Below are 12,068 nucleotides of genomic sequence, written 5' to 3'. Positions count from 1 at the left end.
CGTCATGGCCGGGCTTGTCCCGGCCATCCACGTGCGTCAACATGCGACCATGCATGGTGGATGGGTCTACATCCTGGCAAGCGCGCCCAACGGCATTCTCTATGTCGGTGTGACGAGCGACATTATCCGTCGGATCTACCAGCATCGAAATGGACTCGTGCCTGGCTTCACAAAGAAGTACGGCGTTAAGCTACTCGTCTATTTCGAGCGTTATGAAGACATCCAAACTGCCATCCAGCGCGAGCACAACATCAAGCATTGGTCTCGGGCGTGGAAGGTCAGGTTGATCCTCAAGGATAATCCCGAATGGAAGGATCTGTATGACACGATCGTCCAGTAAGGTGACCCAAGCTCTCACTACATCGTCATGGCCGGGCCTGTCCCGGCCATCCACGTTCTTTCTTATCAGCGGCGACAAAGATCGTGGATGCCCGGGACAAGCTCGGGCATGACGGCGGTGGGTTGGGCGGAGATTAGTGCCCTAACCAAAATACCTTGCCAAGATCCCGCGATACACCTTCGTCAGCTTCTCCAGATCGGCAACCGGCACGCGCTCGTCGATCTGGTGCATGGTCTGTCCGACCAGTCCGAACTCGATCACCGGGCAATAGCTGGAGATGAAGCGCGCGTCCGACGTGCCGCCCGACGTCGACAGCTCCGGCTTGCGCCCCGTCACCTCCTCGATCGCGGCGACCGCGAGATCGGTGAACGGCCCTGGCTTGGTCACGAACACGTTCGAGTTCGAGGGCTCCCAGACGATGCGGGCCTTGATGCGGTTGCCGCAGGCTTTGGCGAGGCGCGTCTCCACCAGCTCGCGCAAGCTCGCCTGGGTGTGGTTGTCGTTATAGCGGATGTTGAACTTGGCGCGGGCCTCGCCGGGGATGACGTTGAAGGCCTTGTTGCCGACGTCGACCGAGACGAATTCGAGATTGGACGCCTGGAATTGCGCGCTGCCATGATCGAGCGGCTCGTCGGAGATCGCCACGATCAGCCGCGAAATGTCCGGTACCGGATTGGAGGCGCGATGCGGGTAGGCGACGTGGCCCTGCACGCCGTCGACGATGAGCGTGCCCGATTGCGAGCCGCGGCGACCGACCTTGATGGTGTCGCCGAGAGCCTCGACGTTGGATGGCTCGCCCAGCACACAATGGTCGAATTTTTCGCCGCGCTCGGCGGCCCATTTCAACAGCTTGATGGTGCCGTTGATGGAGATGTCTTCCTCATCGCCGGTGATCAGGAACGAGATCGAGCCGCTGCCGTCGCTGCGCGGCTTGCCGCGATTGGCGGCCAGATGCTCCAGCACCGCGGCGACCGAGCAGGCGATGCCGCCCTTCATGTCGACCGCGCCGCGGCCGTGCAGGACGCCGTCCTTCACCTCGCCGGAGAAGGCACCGACGCTCCAGGCGCTCTCGTCGCCCGGCGGTACCACGTCGGTGTGGCCGGCAAAGGTGATGTGCGGAGCTTCGGTGCCGATCCGCGCATAGAGATTGTCGACGTCAGCGGTGCCTTCCTCGCTGAAGGTCACGCGATGGCAGGTGAAGCCGGCGGCACCGAGGGCTCTTTCGAGCACTCCGAGCGCACCGGCGTCGGCCGGAGTGATTGAGGGGCAGCGGATCAGATCGCGGGCAATGGAGAGAGCATTGGTCATGCGCCCCGCTTAACATGCATGCCGCCGGGTGGGCTAGCACTGGGCGGGACAATTTCGATCTCCCGGCTCTGGTCCCAGCGTTTCGCAGGAGACGCGGCGGACGTCGAATCGCCATCGGCTACCGGATCAGGACCGAACCGATTGGGCCCTACGGTGCCGCGTAGGAAGCCGGTCTCGATAAAAGCGGCGAGGGGGAGGATGACGCTCGCGAGCCCGAGCGGCAGCATCCAATAGCTGTCCGGGAGGCGGTCCTCGAACTGCTTGTAGAGGCCCGGCAGCACGAAATAGGCAAGCAGCCACCACGCGCTCTTGTCGCGGTCATGCAGGCGCTTCACCATGATCGCGAGATCGATCCAGAGCATCAATGCGGTTGCGGCCAGCTTGAGCAGCAGCAGCGGCAAATTGTCCAGCAGCGACCATCGATAGGCCGCGGGATCGATGATCTTGAAGACGTCCTCAGCATTCAGATTGAAGGATTTGACCTCGCTGCCGAGGGCGGACAGGACGCTCAGGCAGAGCAAGACCAGCAGGATCATGCCGCACAGGGCCAAGATCAGGCTGCACCAGAACCCGGCGCGGCTCATGCGGCCATCGAGGCGGAAGAGGTACCAGGTCCAGCGCATGCGAACGGCTCCGGGCGGAACGGGGCCGCCCGGAAATTGGTCGCGATGGAGGCAGAGTGGGTTCGATCCTGGCAGCGAATGGTGAATGGCCAATCGCGAGTAGGGAGGGTGCGCGTCCTATTCGCCACCGGCCATCCGCTACTCGCCTTGCATCAATCCCGCAGCAGTTCGTTGATGCTGGTCTTGGAGCGCGTGCGCTCGTCGACGCGCTTGACGATGACGGCGCATGCGGTGCTGGGGCCGATCTGGCCGTTCTTCATCGGCTTGCCGGGCAGCGCGCCGGGCACCACCACCGAATATTCGGGGACTTCGCCCATGAAGATCTCGCCGGTCTCGCGGTCGACGATCTTGGTCGAGGCGCCCAGGAACACGCCCATCGACAGCACCGCGCCCTTGCGCACGATCACGCCCTCGGCGACCTCGCTGCGCGCGCCGATGAAGCAATCGTCCTCGATGATCACCGGCTCGGCCTGCAGCGGCTCGAGCACGCCGCCGATGCCGGCGCCGCCGGAGATGTGCACGCGCTTGCCGATCTGCGCGCAGGAGCCGACGGTGGCCCAGGTGTCGACCATGGTGCTCTCATCGACATAGGCGCCGAGGTTGACGAAGGACGGCATCAGGACGACGTTCTTGGCGATGAAGGCCGAGCGGCGGACGACGGCGCCGGGCACCGCGCGAAAACCGGCATCGCGAAAACGGTTCTCGCCCCAGCCCTCGAACTTCGAGGGCACCTTGTCCCACCAGGTCGCCTTGCCGGGACCGCCCGGAATGACGCCCATGTCGTTGAGGCGGAACGAGAGCAGCACCGCCTTCTTCAGCCATTGATTGACCTTCCACTTGCCGTCGGCGCCGCGCTCGGCAACGCGCGCCTCGCCCTTGTCCAAGGTCTCCAGCGCCTGATCCACGGCTTCGCGCACCTCGCCCTTGGTCGAGGTCGAGATGGTCTCGCGCGCGTCGAAGGCGCTGTTGATGGTGGATTCGAGGGCGGACAGGGACATCGGGATTTCCTCTGGGAAACGGGAATTTTGATGGATTGAGGCGCTTTTTCGGGATTTGGCGGGGCGGAGTCAAGCTTGGTTCGGTGTCATCACCCGCGAAAGCGGGTGATCCAGTACGCCGCGGCGGTCGTGATGAATCGAGATGGCGGTGACTACTGGACACCCCGCCTTCGCGGGGTATGACGGCTACTTGGGGTGGGACAGTCCGCCCAAGAACCCCGCCAGATCATCCGTGACGTAGTCGACATGGGCGGCGTCCCGACCCTCCAGTTCCCAGTCCTCGCGCACCACCTCTTTCGTGCCGTCCGGCACCACCAGCACGGTGGTCATGCCGAGCGCGTGCGGGACAGTGAGGTTGCGGGCGAGGTCCTCGAACATGGCGGCGCGGGTCGGATCGACCGAATGGTCGGAGAGGAATTTCCGATACGTCTGCGCCGCCGGCTTCGGCTCGAACTCGGCGGCAATGATGTCGAACACGCCGTCGAAATGGCTGGCGAAGCCGAGCCGCGCCAGCACCGCATCGACATGGTCGACCGAGCCGTTGGTGAGGATCAGCTTGCGCCCGGACAATCTTGCGATGGCTTCGCCGAGCGCCGGGTTCGGCTCCAGCGGCGAGTGGTCGATCTTGTGGACGTAGGCGAGATAGTCGTCGGCGGAAACGCCATGCAGAGTCATCATGCCCCGCATGGTGGTGCCGAAGCGCCGGTAATAATCCTTCTGGATGTTGCGTGCTTCTTCCGGGCCGACATTCAGCCAGTTGCACACGAACTCCCCGATCCGCGCATCGACCTGCTGCCACAGATTGACGTGATGCGGATAGAGCGTGTTGTCGAGGTCGAACACCCAGGTGTCGACGTGGTCGAAGGTGCGGGGGGAATTCATATCAACATTCTCGACTCGTCGTCCCGGGGCGCGAAGCGCGAGCCCGGGACCCATAACCACAGGGAGGCGTTGGGCGAAGGCTCGGGGCTGCCAGCTTCGCGCCACAACCACTCCCTGGGGTTATGGGTCCTCGCCTTCGCGGGGACGACAGCGGAGCTTGTAGAAGTTTGCGGGCTTGTCATGACACCCATCACGGCACCGCGAAGCGCAGCGTCTTGCCGCCGCTGGACATGTCGACCGCGCCAAACCCCGTCGCCGCAAATCCACGCGCGCCGCAATCGGTCTGCTCATTGGTCTCGAACTTGGTCTCGCGCGTGCACAGCTGCCGGTCGCCGCCCCAGTTCAGCGGCCTGTCCTTCAACTTGACTGGGCGGTTGTCGGCGTCGACGGCCTCCGCGAAGCTGAAGATCTGCTTCGGCTGGCCGGTCACGTCAGGATGCAGGCAGGTCTTGGGATCGATGCGATACCAGCCGCGGCTGGTCACGGACTTGCCGTCGTCGGTCGCGATCGCCGCCATCACCTTGTGCGGCGTATCGTTGCACCAGGTAAGGCCGGTCGCAGACGGCGTCTGCACCGCATCGACCATGGTCTTGAAGAAGCTTGGCGAGCCTACGATGTCCGACGACAGGCCGCGGCTCTTCAGGAACGCGGCCAGCGCGGCCTGTGTCTTCGGTCCGTCGACGCCGTCGATCGGCGCGGCGTCATAGCCTGCGATCACCAGAAGCCGCTGGATGCCCGCAAGCCGCGCCTGCTCGTCGTCATACTCGGAATCCTCGGCGAGGTAGGCAATGAGGTTGCCGTCCGCACCTTGCGTCGGCGTCACTTGCGTGAAGGCGGCCTGGGCCTGGCCGGTGCGGCATTGCCGGGCCGCCGCGATGACGAAATTGTCCTGCGCGACACAAAGCATGTCGCGGCCGCTCTGCGGGATCGGGGAGGCGCCATAGACGCCGAGCGCGCGGGCGTTGAGCAGGATGCGGTCGGCGGTCAGCGTGCCCTGCACAACGACGCGGCAGGTGGCGGGATCAATCCTGAACCAGCCGCGCGTCGCGGTCGCCGCCTTGTCGTCGATGCCGATCGCGGCCTCGACCACATAGGACATGCGGTTGCAGATCTTGAGGTCGGCGAAGGCGGGGGCGGAGGAGAAGAAGAACGAGACGGCCGCGGCCGGCAGCGTCATCAGGAAGCGGGCGAGGCGGGAGCGATGTGGATGACGCTCTCTCGCGTCGTCATGGCCGGGCTTGACCCGGCCATCCACGTCTTTGCCACGAGAAGAAAGGTCGTGGATGCCCGGGACAAGCCCGGCCATGACGGCTCTCGTGCGTGGCGTCTCCCGCATCACTTGTGGATCAGCGTTCCCGTGCCCTGGTTGGTGAAGAGCTCGAGCAGCACCGCATGCTGCATCTTGCCGTCGATGATGACGACGCCTTCGACGCCCTGCTCCAGCGCGTAGATGCAGGTCTCCACCTTCGGGATCATGCCGCCGGAAATGGTGCCGTCGGCGATCAGCTTGCGCGCATCCTTGACGGACAATTGCGGGATCAGCTTCTTCGACTTGTCGAGCACGCCCGGCACGTCGGTGAGCAGCAACAGGCGCTTGGCCTTCAGCGCGCCGGCGACCGCACCGGCAAAGGTGTCGGCATTGACGTTCAGCGTCTGACCGTCCTTGGAGGTCGCGAGCGGTGCCAGCACCGGGATCAGCTCGTAGCCGATCAGCTGGTTGAGCAGCGTGAGATCGACCTTCTCGGGGTCGCCGACGAAGCCGAGATCGATCGCCTTCTCGATGTTCGAGCCCGGGTCGACGATGGTGCGCGTCGTCTTCGACGCCTTCACCATGTTGCCGTCCTTGCCCGACAGCCCGACGGCCTTGCCGCCGGCCTCATTGATGTAGCCGACGATCTGCTTGTTGACGGAGCCGGCGAGCACCATCTCGACGATCTCGATGGTCGCGGCATCGGTGATGCGCAGGCCGGCCGCGAATTCCGACTGAATGCCGAGGCGCTTCAGCATGGTCGCGATCTGCGGTCCGCCGCCATGCACCACGACGGGATTGATCGCGGTCTGCTCCAGCAGCACGATGTCGCGGGCGAAGTTCTTCGCGGTCTCCTCGTCGCCCATGGCATGCCCGCCATATTTGATGACGATGGTTTCCTCGTCATATTGCTGCATGTGCGGCAGCGCTTCGGACAGGATGCGGGCCTGGTCGAGCGGGGAGATGTCGGTCATGTCGCGGTCTCGCTGGCGGGACGGTCGGTGCGCGTTCTATCCGATTGGCGGGCGCGGCGCAAAGCGTGGCTGATATGTAGCCCGGATGGAGCGAAGCGGATCCGGGATTCCGACCGCAGACACCGGCCCCGGATTGCGCTTCGCTCCATCCGGGCTACGAGGTCAGCGCTTCGCCACAATCGCCGCCAGCGTCAGCGCCAGCCAGCCCGCGATCATCACCGTTCCGCCGGTTGGCGCCGCGTAGGGAAACAGCGCATGTCCGGCATATTGCCGCAAGGTGAGGTCGCCCGCGAACAACGCGGGGCCGCTCGCGAGGCCGAATGCGGCGACGAGGCCAATTCCGCCATGCAGAAGGCCGCGCGCAAGCAGCGCCATGGTCGCAAGGATGGCCGTTGCGTGAAACAGCAGCATGGCGCTCGCCGTGGCAAGCCGGCTCGCATCCGCGCCGTGCGCGGAGGCCGCGGCCAGCGCGACGCCGGCGGCGCCCATCAATCCGGCAAGCCCGATCAGGAGGCGATGGGCCGGCATTACTTGCTCCGCTCTTCCACGAGCTTCGCCATCGCGGCGCGCAGGCTCTCCATGCCGGTCGAGCTGCGTGACGACGTCGCGAGCACATTCGGGAACGCGGCGGGATGCTTGGCCAGCGCGGCCTCGGTCTCGGCGATGCGCGCCTGCAGCTCGGACGCCTTCACCTGATCGGCCTTGGTCAGCACGATCTGGTAGCTGACGGCGGAGCGGTCGAGCGTGTCCAGCACTTCGAGATCGACATCCTTCAGTCCATGGCGTGCGTCGATCAGCACGTAGACGCGGGCGAGGCTGGCGCGTCCGAGCAGGAATTTGTGGATCAGCTCGGTCCAGGACGCGACCTGGCTCTTCGGCGCCTTGGCATAGCCGTAGCCGGGCATGTCGACGAGACGCAGGTCGGTCTTCCCCGGGACCTCGAAGAAGATCAGCTCCTGGGTGCGGCCCGGCGTGTGCGAGGTGCGCGCCAGCGCGTTGCGCCCCGTGAGCGCGTTGATCAGGCTCGACTTGCCGACATTGGAGCGGCCGGCAAAGGCGACCTCCAGCCCCGCCATCGGCGGCAGCGTCTGGATCGAGGGCGAGGCCCAGATGAACTGCCAGTCGCGCGCGAACAGCTTGCGCCCGGCCTCGATCAGCTTCGCATCTTTGTCGTCGGTCATGCGAAGACTCTTTTGTTGCACTGTCATTCCGGGGCGATGCGAAGCATCGAACCCGGAAGCTCGAGATTCCGGGTCTGGTGCTTCGCACCATCCCGGAATGACAAAGTGAGAGAGACCTACGTCGCCTTCCGCGCGAACGTCGCCTTGAGATTGTCGAACAGCTCCACCTTCACGCCGTTGCGGCGCATGATGTAGCTCTGCTGGACCACCGAGAGCAGATTGTTCCAGGCCCAGTAGATCACGAGGCCCGCGGGGAAGCCCGCCAGCATGAAGGTGAAGATCAGCGGCATCCAGTTGAAGATGATCTGCTGCGTCGGATCCGGCGGCGTCGGGTTCAGCTTCATCTGGAACCACATCGTGATGCCCATGATGATCGGCCAGATGCCGAGCGCGAGGTAATGGCCGAACACGGGAATCGTGGTCGGATCGAACGGGATCAGCCCGAACAGGTTGAACAGGTTGGTCGGGTCCGGCGCCGAGAGGTCCTTGATCCAGCCGTAGAACGGCGCGTGCCGCATCTCGATGGTGACGAACAGCACCTTGTAGAGCGCGAAGAACACCGGAATCTGGATCAGCACGGGCAGACAGCCGGCGACCGGATTGATCTTCTCCTTGCGGTAGATCTCCATCATCTCCTGCTGCTGCTTCACCTTGTCGTCGGGGTAGCGCTCCTTCAGCGCCAGCAGCTGCGGCTGGACCGACTTCATCTTCGCCATCGAGGCGTAGGACTTGTTCGCCAGCGGGAAGAACAACAGCTTCACGATCACGGTGACGAGTAGGATCGAGATGCCGAAATTGCCGAAGAAGCGGAAGAAGAAGTCGAGGCCGAGGAACATCGGCTTGGTGAGGAAGTGAAACCAGCCCCAGTCGATCAGCAGATCGAAATGGTTGAGGCCGAGCTCCTTGTTGTAGCCGCCATGGCCGGCGAGCGGGAAGTTGATGCCGACCACGCCGGCTTCCTTGGCGCCCGCGAACAGCCGCGCGTTCGCCGTCGCGGTGCCGCCGATCGCGACCGTGACGGGGTCGAGCAGATAGTCGGTCTGATAGGTGTGAACCTTGCCGACGGGGTTCGACGAGAATCGCGCCTGCAGCCGCGCATTGGTGTCGGGCAGCAGCGCCGAGGCCCAGTACTTGTCGGTGATTCCGAGCCAGCCATTGGTGACGTTGTTGAAATTCACCTGCTTGGCTTCGTCGACCTGCTTGTAGGCATATTCCTTCAGCTTCTCGTCGCCGAGATAGCCGATCAGGCCTTCATGCAGGATGTAATAGCCGGAAACCTGCGGCGCGCCGTGGCGCGAGATCAGCGCGAACGGATACAGCGTGACAGGCGCATTGCCGACGTTGTTCACCTCGTCCTTGACCGTGAAGAGATAATGGTCGTCGACGGCGATGGTGCGGCGGAAGGTCAGGCCGTCGCCATTGTCCCATTTCAGCACCACGGGCGTCGACGGCGTCAGGCTGCCGCCGCCCTCCTGCTGCCAGACGGTCTGCGCATCCGGCATCTTTGCCGTCACGCCCGTCGCGGCAACCCAGCCGAATTCGGCGTAATAGGGCTCCGCCGTGCCCGAGGGCGAATAGAGGACGATCGGCGGCGATTTCGGATCGACCGTCTCGCGATATTGCACCAGCGCGATGTCGTCGATGCGGCCGCCCTTCAGCGAGATGCTGCCGACGATCCGCGGCGTCTCGATCTTCACGCGCGGGCTGGCTGCAATGGCGGTCTCGCGGGCGACGACCGGCTGGACCTGGTTCACCGCCGGCGTCGACGGCTGGGCCGCGCCGGGCTGGGGCGCGCTGCCGGGCGTCGCCGGCGCGCCGCCTGGCGTCGCGGACGCGCTCGGCTGGGGCGTGCTGCCCTTCTGCAGCTCGGCCTGCGTCTGCTGCTGGGCGCGCTGCTTCTCCATCTGCGGCACGTTGTAGAAATACTGCCACGCGATCAGCACCAGGCCGGACAGAATGACGGCGAGGATGGTATTACGATTGTCGGTCATCTCGATTGTCTCGTCATCAATCTGGTTTGCGGCTGGTCGCTGCGGCGGGACCCGGCCTGTGGCCGCGCGCCTTGGCCGTATGCCGCGCGGGCTTCGTGAACGCTATGCGCAGATCGTCGAGCATGGTGGCGAAGGGGCGCGAGAGCGCGTCCCTTCGGCCGACCAGCACATAATCATGATGGGGTTGCATCGACACCGGATCGAGCCGCTTCACCAGTTCGCGAAGCCGGCGCCGGATGCGATTGCGCTCGGGGGCGTTGCCGTTCTTTTTGGTGACGGTGAAGCCGATCCGGACCGGGCCGTCGTCATCGCGGGCAAGACTTCGACGGTCAAGGCTTTGCAGGACGAACGCAGGATTGTTCACCCGCGCGCCATTGGCAACGGCGAGGAAATCCGCCCGCTGCCTCAGCCGATCCATGATGAAATCCCAAAAGGGGGTCTGGCTCAGGCGCTCAGACGCTTGCGACCGCGCGCGCGGCGGGCGGCGAGAACCTTGCGGCCGCCGGCAGTGGCGAGACGGGCACGGAAACCGTGACGGCGCTTGCGCACCAGTTTGCTGGGTTGATAAGTCCGCTTCACGGGTTTTTCTCCGCTGACCGGGCAATTTGCCTGTAGAATTGATGGTAAAGTCCGGAAGATGCGGCCCAAAACGGGCCCTTTTCCGGCCCCAAGAGAGCCGCTCCCGGCATCGCACCGGGTCATCGCGGACAATTTGCGCGGCTTATAAGCGAGCGCCTTGTTTTCGTCAACGCCGCACAAGCGCGCGATTTTCGTGAATATCGCTGTTTGTGCGGGGTTTTTAACCCTTGAGGTGGCGAGTAGCGATATCAGCGCCTACATCCCACCTCGGCAGATTAGCGATCTGTAATTTGACCGAACCGGGTCCGGGTCGCATCCTTCTACCGCCAATCCTTCACCCGCCAGGCAGCGAGGGCGAATTTCGTGGCAGCGACAGACCGCCAGCCGATCCAGGATCAGGATCAGCCGGAGCAGCCGGTGATGCGCTCCCGCGGCGGCCTCGGGCTGTCGGGCAAGCTGCTGCTGCTGACCGTTCCCCTGGTGATGATCGCGGCGGTCCTGCTCTATGTGCCCGCCATTGCCAATTTCTGGGTCAACCGGCTGAACGACCGCGTCGCGGCGGCGAACACGGCGGCGCTGGTGCTGGATGCCGCGCCGCTCGGCATGGTTCCCGATTCGCTGTCGCGCCAGATCCTCAAGAGCATCAATGCCCGCGCGGTTGCCATCAAGATGGGCCAGCAGCGCCGACTGCTCGCCAGCGACAACCTTCCCGCCACCATCGAGCATGATATCGATCTGCGCGACATGACGGCATGGGAGGCGATCACCGGCTCGTTCCGGATGATGCTGGAGACCGGCAACCAGGCCATCCGGATCGTCGGGCCCGGCGTCGGCACGGCCCAGTTCATGGAGGTCGTCACCGACGAGCTGCCGCTGCGGCAGCAGATGTACCGTTTCTCCCGCAACCTCGTGGTGGTCGCGCTGGTCATCGCGGCGCTGACCGCCGGCCTCGTCTATCTCGCGCTTCATTATCTCTTCGTGCGCCCGATGCGGCGGCTGACCGCGAGCCTGGTCGGCTTCCACGAGAATCCCGAAAGCTCGGCGGGAATCATCGTGCCGAGCCAACGCAGCGACGAGATCGGGGTCGCCGAGCGTGAATTGTCGGACATGCAGCGCGATCTGATGTCGATGCTGCATCAGAAGAGCCGGCTCGCCGCCCTCGGTCTTGCCGTGTCCAAGATCAACCACGATCTGCGCAATCTGCTGGCTTCGGCCCAGCTGCTGTCGGACCAGCTCGCCAGCGTGCCGGATCCGCGGGTGCAGCGCTTTGCGCCCAAGCTGGTGCGCTCGCTCGAGCGCGCCATCGCCTTCTGCCAGTCCACGCTGTCCTACGGCCGTGCCCAGGAGGCCGCGCCCGACCGCCGCATGATCCTGATCGAGCCGGTCGTGCTGGAGGTGCGCGAGACCGCAGGCCTCGCCTCCGACGCCTCGATCGCCTGGGTTGCCGCAATCGAGCGCGGGCTGGCGGTCGATGCCGATCCCGACCAGCTGTTCCGGGTGCTGCTCAACCTCGTCCGCAACGCCGCACAGGCGCTGGAGAGTCATTCCTCCGGCGACGGCGGTCCGCAGCAGATCCGGATCACCGGAAAGCGCGAAGGCGCGGTGGCGATTCTCGAGGTCTCCGACACCGGTCCCGGCGTGCCCCCGAAGACGCGGGAGCGCCTGTTCGAGGCGTTCCAGACCTCGGGCCGTCCCGGCGGCAGCGGCCTTGGCCTTGCCATCGCCGCCGAGCTGGTTCGCGCCCATGGCGGCGAGATCCACCTGGTCGAAGGCACCATCGGCGCCACCTTCCGCATCGTCATCCCCGACCGCCCCGTGGAGCTGCTCTCCATCCGCAATGAGCGGCAGCGGGCCTAGTCGGCCAGCGGCCGAGTGGGCGATCTTTGTGCGGCTTGCGCACCGATCCATCCGGTCATTCCGGGGCGCGACGAAGTCGCGAGCCC

13 protein-coding genes are annotated in these 12,068 nt (G+C 64.9%); 2 read left to right on the top strand and 11 right to left on the bottom strand.

Annotated elements, in window-relative coordinates; genetic code table 11:
• Nucleotides 1-4 precede the first annotated feature (4 nt).
• Nucleotides 5-340: a GIY-YIG nuclease family protein gene (locus K410_RS0133350; protein ID WP_028138891.1), complete on the top strand. Its 336-nt coding sequence runs from the start codon at nucleotides 5-7 to the stop codon at nucleotides 338-340.
• A 141-nt stretch (nucleotides 341-481) separates the two neighbouring features.
• On the opposite strand, the gene dapE is transcribed toward K410_RS0133350, so the two are convergent.
• From dapE to rpmH, 11 genes are all read right to left on the bottom strand, one after another.
• Complete coding sequence (dapE, locus tag K410_RS0133345; RefSeq protein ID WP_028138890.1) at nucleotides 482-1,648, bottom strand: succinyl-diaminopimelate desuccinylase; 1,167 nt, start codon at nucleotides 1,646-1,648, stop codon at nucleotides 482-484.
• Nucleotides 1,645-2,271: a DUF805 domain-containing protein gene (locus tag K410_RS0133340; protein WP_028138889.1), complete on the bottom strand. Its 627-nt coding sequence runs from the start codon at nucleotides 2,269-2,271 to the stop codon at nucleotides 1,645-1,647. Before K410_RS0133340 ends, dapE begins: the two co-directional genes overlap by 4 nt.
• A 152-nt stretch (nucleotides 2,272-2,423) precedes the next feature.
• Complete coding sequence (gene dapD, locus K410_RS0133335; RefSeq protein WP_028138888.1) at nucleotides 2,424-3,269, bottom strand: 2,3,4,5-tetrahydropyridine-2,6-dicarboxylate N-succinyltransferase; 846 nt, start codon at nucleotides 3,267-3,269, stop codon at nucleotides 2,424-2,426.
• Between the two features lie 186 nt (nucleotides 3,270-3,455).
• The gene (locus K410_RS0133330; RefSeq protein ID WP_028138887.1) at nucleotides 3,456-4,151 is read right to left on the bottom strand and encodes a pyrimidine 5'-nucleotidase; all 696 of its coding nucleotides are present in this window, start codon (nucleotides 4,149-4,151) and stop codon (nucleotides 3,456-3,458) included.
• A 190-nt stretch (nucleotides 4,152-4,341) separates the two neighbouring features.
• Nucleotides 4,342-5,328, bottom strand: coding sequence for a DUF1036 domain-containing protein (locus tag K410_RS0133325; RefSeq protein WP_028138886.1), 987 nt, complete (start codon nucleotides 5,326-5,328; stop codon nucleotides 4,342-4,344).
• 158 nt (nucleotides 5,329-5,486) lie between these two features.
• The gene (gene argB / locus K410_RS0133320; RefSeq protein WP_028138885.1) at nucleotides 5,487-6,374 is read right to left on the bottom strand and encodes an acetylglutamate kinase; all 888 of its coding nucleotides are present in this window, start codon (nucleotides 6,372-6,374) and stop codon (nucleotides 5,487-5,489) included.
• A gap of 162 nt (nucleotides 6,375-6,536) precedes the next feature.
• Complete coding sequence (locus K410_RS0133315) at nucleotides 6,537-6,902, bottom strand: DUF423 domain-containing protein (protein WP_028138884.1); 366 nt, start codon at nucleotides 6,900-6,902, stop codon at nucleotides 6,537-6,539.
• Nucleotides 6,902-7,555, bottom strand: a complete 654-nt coding sequence (yihA, locus tag K410_RS0133310) for a ribosome biogenesis GTP-binding protein YihA/YsxC (protein ID WP_028138883.1) — start codon at nucleotides 7,553-7,555, stop codon at nucleotides 6,902-6,904. The genes K410_RS0133315 and yihA overlap by 1 nt, the downstream gene beginning before the upstream one ends.
• A 116-nt stretch (nucleotides 7,556-7,671) precedes the next feature.
• Nucleotides 7,672-9,546, bottom strand: coding sequence for a membrane protein insertase YidC (gene yidC, locus K410_RS0133305; protein WP_028138882.1), 1,875 nt, complete (start codon nucleotides 9,544-9,546; stop codon nucleotides 7,672-7,674).
• 16 nt (nucleotides 9,547-9,562) lie between these two features.
• Nucleotides 9,563-9,964 carry a ribonuclease P protein component gene (gene rnpA / locus K410_RS0133300; RefSeq protein ID WP_028138881.1) on the bottom strand — a complete coding sequence of 134 codons (402 nt, stop codon included), beginning with the start codon at nucleotides 9,962-9,964 and terminating at the stop codon, nucleotides 9,563-9,565.
• A gap of 26 nt (nucleotides 9,965-9,990) precedes the next feature.
• On the bottom strand, nucleotides 9,991-10,125 hold the full coding sequence (gene rpmH, locus K410_RS0133295) for a 50S ribosomal protein L34 (RefSeq protein WP_008542748.1): 135 nt from the start codon (nucleotides 10,123-10,125) through the stop codon (nucleotides 9,991-9,993).
• A gap of 363 nt (nucleotides 10,126-10,488) precedes the next feature.
• Between rpmH and K410_RS0133290 the strand changes: the two genes are divergently transcribed.
• Entirely contained in the window at nucleotides 10,489-11,982 is a 1,494-nt protein-coding gene (locus K410_RS0133290) for a sensor histidine kinase (RefSeq protein WP_028138880.1), read from the top strand.
• Nucleotides 11,983-12,068 lie beyond the last annotated feature (86 nt).

Source organism: Bradyrhizobium sp. 22 (assembly GCF_000482425.1).
GTDB classification, from domain to species: domain Bacteria; phylum Pseudomonadota; class Alphaproteobacteria; order Rhizobiales; family Xanthobacteraceae; genus Bradyrhizobium; species Bradyrhizobium japonicum_B.
Note: the sequence above shows the minus strand (reverse complement) of the source record. Positions and strands in the feature narration are given on the sequence as shown.

Bases quoted from the DNA above. Each gene is read 5' to 3' on its own strand.
- K410_RS0133350 (WP_028138891.1), top strand. From the start codon at position 5: ATGGCCGGGCTTGTCCCGGCCATCCACGTGCGTCAACATGCGACCATG.
- dapE (WP_028138890.1), bottom strand. From the start codon at position 1,648: ATGACCAATGCTCTCTCCATTGCCCGCGATCTGATCCGCTGCCCCTCA.
- K410_RS0133340 (WP_028138889.1), bottom strand. From the start codon at position 2,271: ATGCGCTGGACCTGGTACCTCTTCCGCCTCGATGGCCGCATGAGCCGC.
- dapD (WP_028138888.1), bottom strand. From the start codon at position 3,269: ATGTCCCTGTCCGCCCTCGAATCCACCATCAACAGCGCCTTCGACGCG.
- K410_RS0133330 (WP_028138887.1), bottom strand. From the start codon at position 4,151: ATGAATTCCCCCCGCACCTTCGACCACGTCGACACCTGGGTGTTCGAC.
- K410_RS0133325 (WP_028138886.1), bottom strand. From the start codon at position 5,328: ATGACGCTGCCGGCCGCGGCCGTCTCGTTCTTCTTCTCCTCCGCCCCC.
- argB (WP_028138885.1), bottom strand. From the start codon at position 6,374: ATGACCGACATCTCCCCGCTCGACCAGGCCCGCATCCTGTCCGAAGCG.
- K410_RS0133315 (WP_028138884.1), bottom strand. From the start codon at position 6,902: ATGCCGGCCCATCGCCTCCTGATCGGGCTTGCCGGATTGATGGGCGCC.
- yihA (WP_028138883.1), bottom strand. From the start codon at position 7,555: ATGACCGACGACAAAGATGCGAAGCTGATCGAGGCCGGGCGCAAGCTG.
- yidC (WP_028138882.1), bottom strand. From the start codon at position 9,546: ATGACCGACAATCGTAATACCATCCTCGCCGTCATTCTGTCCGGCCTG.
- rnpA (WP_028138881.1), bottom strand. From the start codon at position 9,964: ATGGATCGGCTGAGGCAGCGGGCGGATTTCCTCGCCGTTGCCAATGGC.